Annotated in this window: 12 protein-coding genes; 6 read left to right on the forward strand and 6 right to left on the reverse strand. The window is 72.0% G+C overall.

Going from position 1 to position 16,794, the window contains the following annotated elements:
• The first annotated feature begins 496 nt into the window (after positions 1–496).
• The 4 genes from ACFC09_RS02940 (at position 497) to ACFC09_RS02955 (ending at position 6,391) form a co-directional block, all read left to right on the forward strand.
• Entirely contained in the window at positions 497–2,563 is a 2,067-nt protein-coding gene (locus tag ACFC09_RS02940; protein WP_376523278.1) for an acetoacetate--CoA ligase, read from the forward strand.
• A gap of 354 nt (positions 2,564–2,917) precedes the next feature.
• The gene (locus ACFC09_RS02945; protein ID WP_376523281.1) at positions 2,918–4,252 is read left to right on the forward strand and encodes a Clp protease N-terminal domain-containing protein; all 1,335 of its coding nucleotides are present in this window, start codon (positions 2,918–2,920) and stop codon (positions 4,250–4,252) included.
• Positions 4,249–5,733 carry a sensor histidine kinase gene (locus tag ACFC09_RS02950; protein ID WP_376523284.1) on the forward strand — a complete coding sequence of 495 codons (1,485 nt, stop codon included), beginning with the start codon at positions 4,249–4,251 and terminating at the stop codon, positions 5,731–5,733. The genes ACFC09_RS02945 and ACFC09_RS02950 overlap by 4 nt, the downstream gene beginning before the upstream one ends.
• 4 nt (positions 5,734–5,737) lie before the next feature.
• The gene (locus tag ACFC09_RS02955; protein WP_376523287.1) at positions 5,738–6,391 is read left to right on the forward strand and encodes a response regulator; all 654 of its coding nucleotides are present in this window, start codon (positions 5,738–5,740) and stop codon (positions 6,389–6,391) included.
• Positions 6,392–6,686: 295 nt separating this feature from the next.
• On the opposite strand, the gene ACFC09_RS02960 is transcribed toward ACFC09_RS02955, so the two are convergent.
• The 4 genes from ACFC09_RS02960 to ACFC09_RS02975 all read right to left on the reverse strand — a co-directional run bounded on the left by ACFC09_RS02960 (position 6,687) and on the right by ACFC09_RS02975 (position 12,695).
• Positions 6,687–8,201: an MFS transporter gene (locus ACFC09_RS02960; protein WP_376523289.1), complete on the reverse strand. Its 1,515-nt coding sequence runs from the start codon at positions 8,199–8,201 to the stop codon at positions 6,687–6,689.
• Between the two features lie 153 nt (positions 8,202–8,354).
• On the reverse strand, positions 8,355–9,599 hold the full coding sequence (locus tag ACFC09_RS02965; protein WP_376523291.1) for an FAD-dependent oxidoreductase: 1,245 nt from the start codon (positions 9,597–9,599) through the stop codon (positions 8,355–8,357).
• Complete coding sequence (locus ACFC09_RS02970; protein WP_376523293.1) at positions 9,596–11,053, reverse strand: FAD-binding oxidoreductase; 1,458 nt, start codon at positions 11,051–11,053, stop codon at positions 9,596–9,598. Before ACFC09_RS02970 ends, ACFC09_RS02965 begins: the two co-directional genes overlap by 4 nt.
• Positions 11,054–12,263: 1,210 nt before the next feature.
• A complete protein-coding gene (locus ACFC09_RS02975) occupies positions 12,264–12,695 on the reverse strand; it encodes a DUF6299 family protein (protein WP_376523296.1) in 432 nt (143 codons plus the stop codon).
• Between the two features lie 253 nt (positions 12,696–12,948).
• Here ACFC09_RS02975 and ACFC09_RS02980 point away from each other — a divergent pair, with 253 nt between their 5' ends.
• Positions 12,949–13,137, forward strand: a complete 189-nt coding sequence (locus ACFC09_RS02980) for a DUF5999 family protein (RefSeq protein WP_376523299.1) — start codon at positions 12,949–12,951, stop codon at positions 13,135–13,137.
• A 170-nt stretch (positions 13,138–13,307) separates the two neighbouring features.
• On the opposite strand, the gene ACFC09_RS02985 is transcribed toward ACFC09_RS02980, so the two are convergent.
• Both ACFC09_RS02985 and ACFC09_RS02990 read right to left on the reverse strand, forming a co-directional pair.
• Positions 13,308–13,703: a RidA family protein gene (locus ACFC09_RS02985; protein WP_376523302.1), complete on the reverse strand. Its 396-nt coding sequence runs from the start codon at positions 13,701–13,703 to the stop codon at positions 13,308–13,310.
• A complete protein-coding gene (locus ACFC09_RS02990; RefSeq protein ID WP_376523305.1) occupies positions 13,700–15,061 on the reverse strand; it encodes an acyl-CoA dehydrogenase family protein in 1,362 nt (453 codons plus the stop codon). The genes ACFC09_RS02985 and ACFC09_RS02990 overlap by 4 nt, the downstream gene beginning before the upstream one ends.
• A gap of 133 nt (positions 15,062–15,194) precedes the next feature.
• On the opposite strand from ACFC09_RS02990, the gene ACFC09_RS02995 reads away from it, so the two are divergent.
• A complete protein-coding gene (locus ACFC09_RS02995; protein WP_376523306.1) occupies positions 15,195–16,787 on the forward strand; it encodes an AMP-binding protein in 1,593 nt (530 codons plus the stop codon).
• Positions 16,788–16,794: the final 7 nt, after the last annotated feature.

Raw genomic sequence — 16,794 nt, forward strand, 5'->3', positions numbered from 1 at the left:
CCCATGGTGGTTCCGCCCGCACGGCCCCGCGGACCCGAAGAGGCGGCGTGACCACGACGGACGGAGAAAGGAGCCGGACTCCACCCTGCTGCGCGGCCCCCGCAGAGTGCGGCTCCCCGGCCCCTACGGGACCACCCCTGCGCAAGGAGCCCAGCGCCGGCAGGAGTTGTACGCCCGCCCGCCCCGGCCGGTTCCCGGACACCGGGCATCCGGAGGACACCACGAAGTTCTGGTTCCGGGACCGGCCGCACACCGCCGAAGGTCTCCCACCCCGTCGACCGGGCGGCCGCCGCGGGATCCGGTACCGGCGCCACCGGCACCGTGTGCGGTCGCCCTCCGGCCGACCGAGGACCCCGGGGTGCCCCGCCCTTCCGGGCGACCGCGGTCCGCGTCGGCCGACGGCACCGGGACGGGCGCGGCCCGGTGCCGAGGCGCACCGGGAACGGCGGACGCGGGAGGGCAGATCAGCAGATCGGCAGAGGAAAGGACGGCGACAATGCCTGCTCACGGCAGCGCGACGCACGGCAGCGGGGACCACGACGGTACGGCTGAGGGCCGGCAGATGACGTGGCGGCCCACCGCGGGGCAGCGGGAGGCGTCCCGCCTGTGGGACTTCATGTCCTGGGCGGCCCGGCACCGGAACGTCCGGGCGACGGACTACCGCGAGGTCTGGCGCTGGTCGGTGCGGGAGCCGGCCGAGTTCTGGGACGCGGTGCGGGAGTACTTCGGCGTGATCGGCGAGGGCTTCCAGGGGCCCGCGCTGGCCGAGGAGCGCATGCCCGGAGCGGTCTGGTACCCGCACGCCCGGCTGAACTTCGCCGAGAACGTGCTGCGCCACGCGCGAGATCCACGGCTCGCGGACACCACCGCGGTGGTCTCCGTCGGCGAGGACGACACCACCTCCGAACTCACCTGGCGGCACCTCGCGGCCCGGGTCGCGTCGCTCGCGGCCCACCTGAGGCGTCTGGGCGTCGAACCGGGGGACCGGGTGGCGGCCGTACTGCCGAACCTGCCCGAGGCCGTGATCGGGATGCTCGCGGCCGCGAGCGTCGGCGCGGTCTGGACGATCAACTCGCCCGACCTGTCCGTCCCGGCCACTCTGGACCGGCTGCGCCGGCTCGAACCGAAGATCCTGATCGGTGTGGACGGCTACCGGTTCAACGGCAGGGAATTCCACCGGCTGGACCATCTGGCCGAGGTGGAGGCCGGCCTGCCGGGCCTGCGGCACACCCTTCTCGTCCGCCACCTGGAGCCGGTCCCGCAACCGGGAGCCGGACCTGCGACCTCCGGCCGTCTGGACTTCGCCGCCCTGGTGGCGGACGACGCCGAACCCGCCTGTCTGCGGCTGCCCTTCGACCATCCGCTCTGGATCCTCTTCTCCTCCGGCACCACCGGCACGCCCAAGGGGATCGTCCACGGGCACGGCGGCATGACCCTGGAGGCTCTCAAACAGACCGGCCTGAACCAGGACATGGGCCCTGGCGACCGCTACTACGTCGCCGCCAACACCTCCTGGATGGTCTGGAACACCCTGGTCAACACCCTCATGTCCGGCGCCGGTGTCGTCACCTGCGCGGGGTCGCCCACCCACCGGCGCAAGGACCGGCAGTTCGAGGTCGTCGCGCTGACCGGCAGCACGATGTTCGCCACCGGCGCGGCCTATCTGTCCCTGGTGGAGAAGGCCGCTGCGGAGCCGGGCAGGGAGTGGGACCTGTCCCGGCTCCGCTCCATCCTCTCCACCGGTTCGCCGCTGCCGGACTCGACCTGGCGATGGGTCCACGAGCACGTCAAGCGCGATGTCCACCTCGGCTCCGACACGGGCGGCACCGACATCTGCAGCGGGTTCATCGGCTCGAACCCGCTGGAGCCGGTGCACCTGGGCAGGCTGCAAGGGCCCCAACTCGGTGTGGCGGTCGAGGCCTGGTCCGAGGCAGGGGAACGGGTCGTCGGCGAGGTGGGCGAGATGGTCGTCACCCGCCCCATGCCGTCGATGCCGTTGTACTTCTGGGGGGACGAGGGCGGCACCAGGTACCGAGGCTCGTACTTCGAGAAGTTCCCGGGCACCTGGACCCAGGGCGACTGGATCACCGAGACCCCCGAAGGCGAGTTCATCGTGCACGGACGGTCGGACGCCACCCTCAACCGGTTCGGGGTCCGCCTCGGCAGCGGCGACATCTACGCCGCGCTGCGGCATGTACCCGAGATCCGCGACTGCCTGGTCATCGGAGTGGAGGAGCCGGACGGCGGCTACTGGATGCCGCTTTTCGTGGTCCTCGACGACGGCATCCGGCTCACCGACGAACTCAGGGCCAGGGTCAGAGCCACGATCCGGGAGCGCACCTCGCACCGGCACGTCCCGGACGACATCATCGCCGCGCCCGCCGTACCGGTCACCCACGCGCTGAAGAAGACCGAGGTCCCGGTCAAGAGACTCTTCGCCGGACACGACCCGGACACCGCCGTCAACCGTGGCTCCCTGGCCAATCCCGAGGCGATCGACTGGTACGTGGAACAAGCCCGGCGGCTGCGCACCGAGGGCCGTCCCGCGTCCGGCGCGAACTGAGAGGACCTCGCGGCACCGGACCGGCGGGCGTTCTCCGCGGACGAGGAGCCTCGGGCCGCGATCGAGAACGTACTCGCAACTGAAGTCCCTCAGCGACGGGTTGACTCCCCGCCGCCGCCTCGTCCTCCTCGGCACGTCCGGCTCCGCAGCCTCGCACCGCATACGGCCCGGACGGCGGCCGGCACCCGTCACCTGCGGGTCGTACCAGGTGTGCCGATCGGATTCCGGGGGCGTCGGGCGGGGTGCCGATCGGATCGGGGGTCTGGCCGGTCGGCCGACGCGGGGGGTGTGGGCGTGCCTCTAGCGTAGCGGTGGACAGGACAGGACAGGCATCGCACTTCGAGGGGAACGTCGATGGGGCAGCGGGGTACGACCGAAACCGCGATATACGCCACCGAGTTCGAGCAGGACGTGATGGATCTGCTCGTGGAGACACTGCGGCGCGCGGTCCGGCGCGAGGAACAGGTCGTCGGGACGGACACCCTGCTGGGAGAACTCGTCCTCGGGGACTGGGAGGCCGGTGAGACGATCGCCCCGGGGATGCGGAAGGCCGGTTCGCTCAGCGGCCTGATCGCCGCGCGGGCGGGGCGCGGGTGGGTGAGCGACGACGAGGTGCACGGTGACGCGGCGCGCGACGCGGCGGTGGCTTCGGCCCGCACGGGCGAGAGGGCGTATGACGAAGCGGACGCGGAGGCCGACCGGCGGGAGGTCGGCGCCGCCTGGCGGGAGGCCCGGTGGCGTCACGGCCTCGCCACGCGCCGGTCGGACCAGGACGGCGGCCGGGAGTTGCCCGGAATGACGGGTGGGCTCCGCGCGTGCCTGCTGCTCGCGCTCCGGTCGGCCCGCGCCGAAGGGACGGTCGCGGTCCGCTGCCGCCATGTCGCCCGCGCCCTGCTGGAACTGCCCGGCACCAGGGCGCGCGAAGCCCTGGTCCTGGAGAAGCTGGACACGGCCGCCGCGGCGACCGCGCTCGACACGCTGGACGCGGGCGCCTCGGTGGAGACCGAGCGGCCGGAGTCCCGGGGCGTCACCGTGCTGCGCCGGTCCGGGACGCTCGGCAGGAGCGGCAACCGGCTGTCCCGAGCGCTGTACTCCTGGACCGCGCAGAGCTCCGCCAACGGTTCGCCGGTCGTGGTCGCGGTGACCATCGAGGCCGGTCGGTGGGCGGCGCGCCACGGGCGGGCCAAGCCGGAACCGGTGGACCTCCTGCTCGGGATACTCGCCCTGGACCGGGCCCTGTCCGTCGTCGGGCGCTCGCTGCCCGGGAACCTGGCGTACGCCAACGCGGCGCCGGAGGTGCTGCGCGCGCACGGGGTGCCGCAGGTGTCCCTCGTCGCCGCCGTCGCGGAGATCCCGTTCGCCGCGCTTCCCGAGGGCGGCGGCGACCACCAGGGCGACGACGGTCAGGGCAGCCCGCTGTCCGCCGCCGACCGGGTCGTGGCGATCGCACGCCTCTCCGCCGCCGAACACGGTTCACCCACGGTCGGAACGGTCCATCTGCTCGCGGCGCTGCTCGACGAGCGGACGACGAGGGTGGGCGCCGACCCGGACCCGGGCCCGGACTCAAAGGCCGACACCGACACCGATACCGGCACCGGCACCGATGCCGTCGTACGCCTCCTGGCAGCCGCCCACGTGGACGTGCCCGCGCTCCGGGCGGAACTGCGCCTGAGGCAAGGGGAATCGTGAGCCGAACGCCTACGTGGCCGCGCCGTCACGTGGCCGAGTGCCGGGCCGCGGTACGGGCCGCCCCGCGCCGTACGCTCGTCACGGAGGCGGTGCTCTCCGCCCTGGCGGCCGTCTTCTGCCTCGTACCGCTCCTCCTGCTCCCCCCGGACCGGTCGGCCTCGGCCGTCCTGGCGGCGTTGTGGGCCGCGCTGCTCCTCCCCGCCCGACGCGGCCGACCGGTCGCCGCCGTCCTCGGCGCCTCCTTGCTGCTCGTCGGCGACAACGTGTGGACACTCGCGGTGGTGCCGCTGATCGTGCTGGCCGCCACCCGGCGTATCGCACCGACCCGCCACGCGTGGCGGGTCGTCGGCCTGGGCTGCGCCGCCGTCGGTGTCCTGACCGTCGTCCGGGTCCTGGTGCTGCCCGACGCCGAGACCGACGGCCTGCTGCTGACGCTGGCCGCGAACGCGGGTTCGGCGGTCCTGCTCCTGCTGCTTCCGGCCCTGGCCGGGACGCTGCTGGGGCGGCGCCGTCCCCTGGCCGCCCTGCTGCGGGAACGCAACGCCTATCTCGAACAGACCCGTACGCTGACGGCTGCCGCGGCGCGGCTGGAGGAGCGGCAGCGTATCGCGGGCGAGATGCATGACCTGCTCGGCCATCGGCTGAGCCTGATCTCGGTGCACGCCGGGGCGCTTGAGCTGGGTGTGGCGCAGCAGGTGCCGGCGCTCGCCGGACAGGCCGAACTGCTGCGGACGACCGCCGGTACGGCCATGGGGGAACTCCGGGAAATCCTCGGTGTGCTGCGGCGCGAGGACCTGACGGAGCCGGCGGACCCGAGGGGGCGTGCGGACCGAGCCGGGGACGAGCGGGGGACACGCGCGGACATCGCCGCCCTGGTCGAGGAGTCCCGGCGGACGGGCAGCGACGTCGAGCTGGAGTGGTCCGTTCCGGAGACGGCCGAGCCGGGGTTCGCCACGCGTCAGGCGATCCACCGGGTGGTCCGGGAGGGGCTGACGAACGTACTGAAACACGCGTCCGGCGCGCCCACACGGGTGGCGGTCAGGGGCGCGGGCGACGGGATCGAGGTGTCCGTCACGAATCGGGCGCCGGATGCGGGAAGCCGCTCCCACGGGGGCAATCGCAGCGGGCTGGCAGGCTGTCAGGAACGGATCACGCTGCTGGGCGGCACGTTCGAGGCGGGCCCCTTGCTGAACGGCGGCTTCCGGGTGGGGGCCTGGCTGCCGGAGCACAGGAACCCGGGGAACCCGGCGAGCGTGGGAACCCCAGAGCGGGGAGCGGAGATCCCCCGGGCCCCGGCGAGCGTGGGCGCGTCGGCACAAGGCGGCACATCGGACGTCACCGAGAAGGGAGCCCGCGCCCCCCTGCCCGACGAGATCCTGACCTGGCCGCGTGTCCTGGGCTCGGGCTGCGCGGCACTCCTCGTGATCCTTCCGACGGTCGGCTTCGTCGCCCTGCTGCTGATCCTGGCGGCCGTAGGATGATCGGGTGATCCGAGTCCTGATCGCCGACGACGAAGCGCTGATGCGCGCCGGAATACGGTTGATCCTTGAGAACGCCGAGGACATCGAGGTCGTCGCCGAGGCGGGCGACGGCAAGGAGGCGGCCGCCGCGTGCCGGGCCCGGCCCGTCGACGTGGCACTGCTCGACATCCAGATGCCGGTCAGGGACGGTATCGCCGCCGCCGAGGACATCGCGCGGCTCTCGCCCCGTACCTGCGTCGTGATGCTGACGGCGTTCGGCGAGGAGGCGAGCGTGACCCGTGCGCTGCGCGCCGGGGCGAGCGGTTTCCTCCTGAAGGACACCGGCCCGATGGACCTGATTCGCGCGGTACAGCTCGCGGCCCGGGGCGAGCCGGTCCTGGCCCCCCGGATCACCCGCGACCTCCTCGACCGCCACGTCCGCTCCGGCCGCGACACCGAGGCCGCCCTGCGCCGCACCGAAGACCTGACCGCGGCGGAACGCGATGTCCTGCGCCTCCTCGGCACCGGCCTCTCCAACGCCGAGATCGCCGACGAGTTGTATCTGAGCGCGGGCACGGTCAAGGCCCACATCAGCCGCATCCTCACCCGCACGAACTGCGCGAACCGCGTCCAGGCAGCGGTCCTGGCGCACGACGCGGGCCTCCTCGGGGACCGTTGAGGGACCCTGCCGGGAACCGTTGAGGGTCCCTGTCGGGGTTGGGGGACCCTGTCGGGAACCGTTGGGGGACCCTGTCGGCGATCTTGAGAATCCGCGCCACGGAGTACGTCGCCGACAACGGCCGTACCCGCCCGGTGGACCTGACCGTGCGGCCCTCCAGGCCGGAGTCACCCAGCACGTACAGCCCGGCGCAGTTCCGCCTCCGAATACGGGAGTCGGGGGATCCGGGACCGGACAGCGGCATCGACGCGCCCTCGCGGCACAACCGTCGAGGGTCCAGGGTCACGGGGTGGCTTCACCCCTCGGAGGGACTGGCCGGCGCGGACACCGGGGACCCGTCGCGTGGCCTGCGGTGCAGCACCACTGTGCCCACACAGGCGAGCGCGAACACCGCGGTCTCGTAGAGCAGGGTGTGGAAGAACGAGGTCGCCGCGGTGTGCCGCAGTGCCGCCGGACCGGCCTGGTGGACGACCAGGGGTTGGGAGGCGAAGAACACCACAGCGCCGATGGTCAGCCCCAGCGACCCGGCGACCTGCTGGACCGTCGTCAACATGCCGGAGGCCGAGCCGGCCGCCGATGCCGGTACCTGAGCCAGTAGGACGGTGAACGCCGACGCGGTGAAGACTCCGAAGGCCGTACCGCCCACCAGCATCGGTGCCGCCAGCTCCCATGGCGTGGCCCGCGCTCCGGCGAACTCGACGATCAGTGCCAGGGCGGCCATCGCGACCGCCAGCGCCCCGGTGGCGCAGACCAGCACGACAGTCCCGTACCGGCGGGCCAGTGATCCCGCGGCGCGGGAGCCGACAGCGGTCGCGACCGCGAAGGGCAGCTGTGTGAGGCCCGCGACGAGTGCCGAGTGCCCGAAGCCGGCCTGGAGGTAGACCGAGAGCAGGAAGAAGAACGGCGGCACACCGGCGAAGAACGCCAGGACCACCAACAGGCCGAGGCGGACCGTGCGGTCGCCCAGCAGACGCAGGTGCAGCAACGGGTCCAGGCCCCGGCGTTCACGGCGGAACTGCGTCCGGGCGAACAGCGCCAGCACGACCACCGCCGCTCCCAGCGACCCCCAGGACCAGGCCGGCCAGCCCTGCTGCCGGCCCACGGCCAGCGGATAGATCAGCAGGGCGAGGCCGGCCACGACCAGCGCGACGCCCACCGGGTCGAGCCGCTCGCGGACCTGCCGAACGCTGGGCGGGATCAGACGGAAGGCGGCCATCGCGGCGAGACCGACGGGGATGTTGATGGCGAAGACCAGCCGCCAGTCGAGACCGGGCAGCCGCAGCGCGATCAGCAGCCCGGCCAGCACCGGACCCACCACGGTGGCCGTGCCGATGGCCGTACCGTAGCTGCCGAAGACCTTGCCCCGGCTGCTCGGGGGGAACTCGACCTGGATGACGGACAGCACCTGGGGAGCCATCAGCCCGCTGCCCAGTCCCTGCACGACACGGGCGAGCACGAGGGTCGCGCTGTCCGGTGCGACGACGCAGGCCAGTGACGCGAGGGTGAAGACCGCCATTCCGGTGACGAACAGGCGCCGGTAGCCGTAGCGGTCACCGAGCCGGCCGGCGGTGATGAGCACACAGGCGTACGCCAGGGTGTATCCGGAAGCCACCAGCTCCACCGTGCCGGAGCCAGCGTGCAGATCGCGCTGTATCGAGGGCACCGCGACATTCACGATGGAGACGTCCAGGAACTGCATGAAGGTCGCACACAGCAGCACGGTCAGGGTGAGCTGCGGACGGGGCAGCCTGGCTGCCGGTGCGGGAGGCTGCTGTTCCTTTCCCCGCTCCCCGGCGACGGTCGACGCCATGACAGATTTTCCTTTCTCATTGCCGCCGGGCGGCGGAGGTACGCGTAAGGCACGGCGGAACACCGGTGGTTGCGGTGGTGGTTGCGGTGGTGGTGGCTCGACTTCGGCGGACGCGGCAGCGATCACCGCGGCAGGGCGCCCCTGCTTCGGGCTCTACACGTCACCACCGTGCATCCCGGGCCGGAAACTCTTCTGGTAGAGCTCCCGGTTCGGGTAGGAGCCGGCCAGGTCGTCTCCGTAGTCGACCAGCCGCGCGTGCACCTCGCGGCGCGACTCGTACTCCTCTGCCAGCAACGACTCCAGCTCGGGTCCGCCGTCGGCGGCGGACCGGGCGATGAGGTCGGCGAGCAGCGAGGCGTCCTCCAGGGTGTAGCTCATGCCCTGTCCGGTCATCGGGTGGCAACTGAACGCCGTGCCACCCAGCAGGGCCACGTTGCCCCGGTGGTAGTGCGCCGTGCGCAGCGCCTTGACGGGGGCGCGCAGGAATGCGGAGGGGTCCAGCGCGTCCAGCGCGTCGGCGCTGTCCGTGACGAAGCCGCGCAGCCGCTCGGTCAGCTTCTCCGTGCGCTCCTCGAAGACCGCGGCGTCCTCGTGCCGCGGCACTCCCACGAATACCCGTGCCTGCTCGGCGTCCACCGGGTAGAAGTAGGCGAACCAGCCTGTGGAGTCGAAGTACATCCGGTTGCGCTCGGCGATGCTGGGCGTGACCGGGATGGTGACCATCCGCACTTCGTGCTCGTATCCGTAGCTCTCCTGCCGGGCACCCACGAACGCTCGCACCGGTGAGGTCGGACCGCCGGCATCGACCACCGCCCGCGTGCTCAGTCTTCTGCCGTCGCTGAGAACCACGGCCTCCACGCCCGCGAACTCCTCCCCGCCGAACTCGCCGTCCCGGCCGACGAGGGGCCGGGTCTCGACGGCGGCGACGGTCGTGCCGAAGGCGAACTCCACGTTCAGCAGGCGCTGGGCGCGTTCCACGATGGGAGTGACGATCTCCCGGTACGGCAGGATCAGGAAGTACCCGAGGCCGGTGTGATCGAGGTAGCTGTAGTCCTGTAGCAGATCCCCGTCGTGGTAGTAGCTGATCGTGTCGCGCCGCAGCGCGCCCCGGCTCAGCAACTCGGGCAGCAGTCCCTGTTCCGAGAGCAACCGGAGACCGCGGGGCTTGAGGAAGTCCGCGCCGTGCGCCGCGATGCGCTCAGCGCGCTCCACCACCGTCACACGGAGTCCGCGCTGTCCCAGGAGCAGCGCCAGGAAGGAGCCGCCGACGCCGGCTCCGACGATGACCACATCGCTGTGCGGCGTCCCGCCGTCGGACGTGTCCCTGGCGGTGGCGAACACCGGTCCGGATCCGCCGCGGGCGTCAAGGGTGCCGGACGAGGCCGGGCCGCCTGTCATTTCGCGGATCCGTTCAGGTAGCGGCCCGGAGAGATCACACCGCTCGGGTCGAACAGTTGCTTGAGGTCCGCCAGCGGCGCGATCAGGGCGTCTCGCCTGAGTGCCAGCTCGGTGCCCATGTGGTCGATGTTGGAGCGGTACGCCGGAAAGCCCTCGTCGGCGAAGTGCGTCCGGATCTCGTCACGCAGGGCGTGGGCCCGGGCAGTCGACTCCGGGGTCCTGCTGAACGCAATCTGGACGACCATGTTGGCGATGTGCGGGGAGACGATGTTGAACTCGGCCGTCAGTGCCGTCGTGTGCCGGTCGACCGCCCGGCGCAGGACGTCCACCGCGCGCACCATGTGTTCCCGGTCAAGGGGCACCAGAGGCAGGAACATCAGCCACGCCAGCTCGGTGTCCTCCACGTCGCAGTTCGGCACGCCCAGACCGCGCCGCAGCGAAGCGCAGGTGGGGATGCCGAGTGCCATCCGTGCCCGGAAGTACAACGCGTCGTCTTCCTCGACGGTCGCGGCGTCCACGCTCCGGAAGGACACCACGTCCGGGACGGACTCCAGCGCTTCCCGTATCAGCCGTCGGCTGAGCTGCACGGTCTCCTTCCGCCCCAGCAGCGGCACCGTCATGGAGAGCAGCCCGGAGTCCGGGGTGTCGGGCAGTGCGTGGGGGCCGGCCGGCACGACCGAGCCCCGCAGCCGCAGCAGTCCGTCCGTCGGCAGTCCGGCGCGGCCCAGCCGCGCCACGGCGTCGGCGACTTCGGGGAACGCCTCGGGCCGGAAACAGGCGTACACCAACTCCGTGGTCTCCGGCCGGCGGACCAGGCTGACCACCATCGCGGTGACCACGCCCAGGTTGGACTCCACGAAGGCGGCGGTGAGATCGGGGCCGGCGACCCTGCCGTGGTACCGGCTGCGCCCGTCCAGACCGCCGGTGGTCAACAGCTCACCATTGCCCAACACCACCTCGACGGCGAGGGTGTCCTGGACTCGGGAACGGATGATGCCGTCTCCGCGTTCGAGGGCGTTGCCCACCATGCTGGTGTCGGCGCAGGAGGAAGTGACGTTGAGCACCCACTCGGAACCCTCCAGGGCCTTGGCGAGTTGAGCCTGCGTCACACCCGGTTCGATCACCGCGTACCCGTGTTCCAGGTCCAGTTCGCGGATGCGGGTCATCGCGCTCAGATCGAGCACGGTGCATCCTTCGACCACCGGAAACCGTGACCCCATGCCCCAGTTGGCGCCGGTGCTCAGCGGGTACAGCCTCGCACCGATCTGCGTCGCGGCACGCACCACGTCCTGGACCTGTTCGACAGAGTCCACCGACACAGTGGCCACCACCTCACGCGGACGGTGGCCGCCGATGTCACCCGGATGGATGCCATGGTCGACCTTCAGTATTCGGCCGACTTCAAAGAGCTTCTGCCACAGTTCTCTTGCCGAGGTTTTATCGGCTGCGGCCATGTCATTTTTATTCAACGCGCTCACCTGTCGAATTCCACGTGTTCATGATCCCCGTTTTCACGCATCCCCCAGCGCGATCAAAATGTGTCGCACGCCAATTGACGGGGACATATGTGTGCGGCGCGGCGCGCGCCGCAGTGAGGTTGTTTCCACTTTTTACGCGAGACCGCGGACCGGGTTTTCGGGCGCGGCACGCTCACGGCGTGCCAACGGCCGACCCGGCGGTGCCGGCACTCGATCAGGGCGGGTCGGATCCGACCATGACGATCTCCGTTGAATTCCTGTCCTGTCCTGTTCGACGTAGCCATTCAAGCCGATGTCCGGCACGGGATATCCAGGGAATGGCGCCGGCAGCAGCCACCGACCCGCCGTCCTGCTACAGGTCCTCGCAGATCGCGACGGCGACACCTATTCCACGCATGCGTACGGCAGTCGACTCGTTGCCGGGAACGACATTCCGATTGCTCGTCGAGAACGCCGCGATCGGGCACGCCTCGACGAAAGACCCAGGCAGGGCCGGATCCTCGACCGGGCGGCCGGGTAACGCCGTTTCAGGCAGAGCGACGACGTACGCGCCTCGCTCGGCGGCACGCCGCACTCTTCGAGGATGAGGTCCGCGTTGCCGGCCAGGTCCCCGACGGTTACGCCGACCTGGCCGAGTGCAATACGAATGTGGGCCATGCCTGGAGGCTGACGGCCATGGGTGAACAACTGGGGTTGATCAGGTTCATGACGAGTATCGTATTCAGAAATAGGTGCACTGTACATAGCCCTGCGGTCGGACCATCGGCACCGCCACCCACTTCTGACCGGGCGTCAGCCGATGCCGCCCCCGAACCGCGCTGAACGGAACGAGAGTTGCCCGCCGCCGGCGCGCCCACCGTCCGCCCGCCGCGGTGGTCACCCCGGAGGCGGCACTCGGACCGGCCGGCACCCGGGCACGTCGCACGACACGGCCGTACCGCCCGCCGTACCCCGGCTACCGCCGTACCCGGCCATTCCGCCGTACCCGACCGGCGGCCCCGGCGACCGGCGTGCTGGTGCTGTCCCAGCACACCGAACGCACCTACGCCGCCCAGTTGCGGCCCCGGGCGCGCCACGGACTCCCCCGGCTGCCGGGTCCGTCCGGCCCGGCATGCCGGCCGGTTTCGTGGTGGCCGCGGGGGCTGTCGGGTCCCGGCCGCCCCCGCGGCCACCACGAAACCAGCGGTCACTTCGCGGCGAGGGTCACGTCCTGGTGCCCGGTGGCGCGGAAGTACGGCAGTGGCAGGCCGCCCTGCGGGCGCAGTTCCAGGAGGGTGGCCTCGACGCGGGCGGCGCCGGGGGCGATCCGTTCCGACGACACCTTGCTGGAGTTCTCCCAGCGGTGTTCGGCACCGTCGCACTGGGCCAGGGTGCCGCCGACGCCGTACCGGACCGAGTCGGAATTCTGACTGACCGAGGAGCTGACGAACACCTGTCCAGTGCCCTTGTTGCAGCGATAGGTGCCGGTGAGGAAGACGGTGCCGTCCGTCGCGACGCGGCCGGTCTTGTCGACGGTGATGGTCTCGGTCGGGTTGTCGGCCGCGGTCGCCGGCGCGACCACGCCGAGCAGCAGCGCGGCGGCGCCGGCGGCCGTGCCGAGCACGGGGCGTACGAGCATGGGGTATCTCCCGGAATCATGGGGGTGGGCGGGGGTCACGCCAGGTACTTACCGGCTGGCCCGAGCCCGGTCCGTGACCGTCACCCCATCGGTGGCGCGTCATGACCGTCATGGAGCGGTCGGGGAGTTGTCCGCGTGTTGTCACATCTCGCGACGAGCCGTTCCGGGGCGTTCACGGACGGCGCATGGTCTGGGTATGCCGTGCGGCAGCCAGGCCGCGGGGCAGTCGTCCCGTCCGTCGCGGAGGTCCGCCATGTGTCCCCAGCTCTCCCCGTGCCACCCCGGCGGCGCCCCGCACGTCGTCGCCGCCCGCCCCGAACAGGGCTGGAACCTGCTGTGCGACGGCACGATCCACTTCGACGACACAGGCGAACTGCACCCCGACGGCAGCGTCGTCCCACCCCACCGCCCCCCGACCGCCCACCTGACCCCAGCCGCCTGAACCCCACCCGCACCCACCCAACAACCAACACCCCCCACCCACCCAGGGGCGCGGGGAACTGCGCGACCAACCCCAACGCACCCGCACTCACCCAGCATCCGACACCCCCCACCCACACCCCCACCCACAGCCCCAGCCCCTGCCCCTGCCCCTGCCCCTCAAGCGGAGCGCTAAAGCACGGCAAACCCGTCCAGCTCCACCATCGCCCGCTCGTCCCAGAGCCGTACGACCCCGACGACCGCCATCGCCGGATACGTCCGCCCGGTCAGCCTCCGCCAGATACGGCCGAGTTCACGAGCACGGTCGCGATAGTCGGAGACATCCGTGGCGTAGACGGTGACCCGTGCGAGGTCACCGGGGGCGCCGCCGGCCGCGTGCAGGGCGGCGAGCAGGTTGCCGAGGGCCCGCTCGAACTGCTCGGGCAGGGTGTCGCCGGTGATCTTGCCGTCGGCGTCGAGGGCGGTCTGGCCCGCCAGGAAGACCAACCGGGTGCCGGTGGCGACCACGGCGTGGGAGAAGCCGACGGGCGGGGAGAGATCGGGCGGGTTGACGCGCTCGGCCGTCACGGGGCCTCCTGCGGAGTGTGCGGTGCGGCGTACGTGGCGTACAGCTCCTTGGCGATGATGCCGCGCTGGACCTCGCTCGCACCCTCGTAGATGCGCGGGGCGCGCACCTCGCGGTAGAGGTGTTCGAGCAGATGGCCGCGGCGCAGCGCACGGGCACCGTGCAGTTGGACGGCGGTGTCGACGACGTACTGGGCGGTCTCGGTGGCGAGCAGCTTGGCCATCGCGGCGCGCATGGGGACGTCCGGCGCGGACTCGTCGTGGGCCGTCGCCGCCGCGTACACCATCAGCCGGGCCGCGTCCGTCCGCAGGGCCATCTCGGCGACCTGGTGGGCGACGGTCTGCAGGTCCATCAGCTTGCCGCCGAAGGCGTCCCGTCCGCAGGTGTGGTGGAGGGTGGCGTCGAGCGCGGCCTGCGCCATGCCGACCGCGAAGGCGCCGACGCTCGGGCGGAACAGGTTCAGGGTGCCCATCGCGACGCGGAAGCCGCGGTCGATCTCGCCGAGCACGTCGTCCGCGGTGACGGGTACGGCATCGAACCGCAGGGCGCCGACGGGGTGCGGGGAGAGCATGTCCAGGGCGCTTCCGGTGAGGCCCGGCCGGTCGGCGGGCACGAGGAAGGCGGTCACGCCGCGGGCGCCCGCGCCCGGGGTGGTGCGGGCGAACACCGTGTAGAAGTCGGCTTCGGGGGCGTTGGAGATCCAGCACTTCTCGCCGGTGAGCCGCCAGCGGCGCGGGCCGTCCCGTTCGGCCGCCGGCGCGGCACCGAGCACGGCATCCGGACCGACGCCCCGCACGCCACGTCGCACCCGGCCGTCGCCCGCCACACCCCCGCGGCCCTCACCCCCGAAACCGTCCCCGCTGCCCCCGTCCCCGGCGTCCGCCAGGCTCCCCGACCCGGCAGCGGCGGCGGAAGCGGCTGCCAGGTCACCACCGCGCGCGACCGCGTCCCGCTCCGCATCCGCCCGCAGGGCCAGCGCCGCGGCGTCCGAACCCGCCCCCGGCTCGCTCAGCGCGAAGGCCGCGACCGCCGTGCCGTCGACGACGCGGGGCAACCAGCGGTCGCGCTGGGCCGGGGTGCCGTAGGCGTGCACCGGGTGGGCGCCCAGGCCCTGGAGGGCGAGGGCCGTCTCCGCCTCCGTACATGCCTGGGCCAGGGACTCCCGCATCAGACAGAGGTCGAGGGCGCCGGAGTCGAACAGTCGGGTGAGCAGGCCCAGTCGGCCGAGTTCGGCGACGAGCGGGCGATTGACCCGACCGGGCTCACCCTTTTCGGCGAGTGGGCGCAGCCGCTGCGCGGCGAGTGAACGCACCTGGGCGCTCCAGGCGATTTGCTCGGGTTCGAGTGAGAATGCGGGCACTGCCGTTCCTCCCTCCATGGCGGGTCGTCAGGACCCCACCCGACGGTATCGCGGACCATTGACTGTCGTCATCAACACGATACGCTCGTTGCGCGAGCCCACCACGAGCCGACCGGCAAGGGGGCGAACCGGCTTGAACGTCTCGGCGCACGTCGACACCTTCGCGCGCGACCACCTCCCGCCGCCCGACCAGTGGCCCGAACTCCACTTCGACCTGCCGGAGCTGCGCTACCCCGACCGGCTGAACTGCGCGGCCGAACTCCTGGACCACGCCGACCCGGCGCGCCCGGTGTTCCACACGCCCACCGGCGGTTCCTGGACCTACGGCGAGTTGCGCATGCTCGTCGACCGCCTCGCCCACGTCCTCACCGGTGACCTCGGCGTGGTGCCCGGCAACCGGGTCCTGCTGCGCGGCCCGACCACACCGTGGCTGGCGGCCTGTTGGCTCGCGGTGCTGAAGGCGGGCGCCGTCGCCGTCACCGTGCTGGCCCAGCAGCGCCCGCACGAACTGGCCACCATCTGCGAGATCGCCCGGGTGAGCCACGCCCTGTGCGACGCGCGGTCCGTCGGCGATCTCACGAAGGCCCGGATCCCCGGGCTGCGCGTCACGACGTACGGCGGTGACGCGCCGGACGACCTGCTCGGCCGCCCCGCGCCGGGCACCCCGTACCCGGCGGTGCGGACCGCGGCCGACGACATCGCGCTGATCGCGTTCACCTCCGGCACCACCGGTCGTCCGAAGGGGTGCATGCACTTCCACCGGGACGTGCTCGCCATCGCGGACACCTTCTCCAGACATGTGCTCGGGCCCCGTCCCGGCGATGTCTTCGCGGGCAGTCCCCCGCTCGGCTTCACCTTCGGCCTGGGCGGTCTCGTGGTCTTCCCGATGCGCGCCGGCGCCAGCGCGCTCCTGCTCGAACAGGCCGGGCCCCGGCAGTTGCTGCCTGCCATCGCCCGGCACGGGGTCTCCGTGCTGTTCACCGCGCCGACCGCCTACCGCACGATGCTCGACCACCTGGACGGACACGACACCTCGTCGCTGCGGCGCTGTGTCTCCGCGGGCGAGAACCTGCCCGCCGCGACCTGGCGGGCCTGGCGGGAGCGCACCGGGCTGCGCATCATCAACGGGATCGGCGCCACCGAACTGCTGCACATCTTCATCTCCGCCGCCGACGAGCACATCAGACCCGGCACCACGGGCGTTCCCGTACCGGGGTGGCACGCGCGCGTGCAGGACGAGAACGGGGATCCCGTGCCCGACGGCGAACCGGGCCTGCTGGCCGTGCGCGGCCCGGTCGGCTGCCGCTACCTCGCCGACCCGCGGCAGCAGGTCTACGTGCGCGGCGGCTGGAACGTCACCGGCGACACCTATGTCCGCGAGGCCGACGGCTACTTCCGGTACGTCGCACGCGCCGACGACATGATCATCTCGGCCGGGTACAACATCGCGGGCCCCGAGGTCGAGGACGCGCTGCTGCGCCATCCGGACGTGATCGAGGCCGCGGTGATCGGACGGCCCGACGAGGCGCGCGGCCAGATCGTGGTGGCGTACGCGGTGCTGGCGGAGGGCGCCGAGCGGGACGCCGACGCCCTGCGCGACTTCGTCAAGTCCGAACTGGCGCCGTACAAGTGCCCGCGGGAGATCGTCTTCCTGGACGCGCTGCCACGCACGGCGACCGGCAAGCTCCAGCGTTTTCGCCTCCGCACCCGAGGTGACCAGCCATGATCACGAA

The organism is Streptomyces sp. NPDC056161 (assembly GCF_042268025.1).
Classification (GTDB): Bacteria; Actinomycetota; Actinomycetes; order Streptomycetales; family Streptomycetaceae; genus Streptomyces.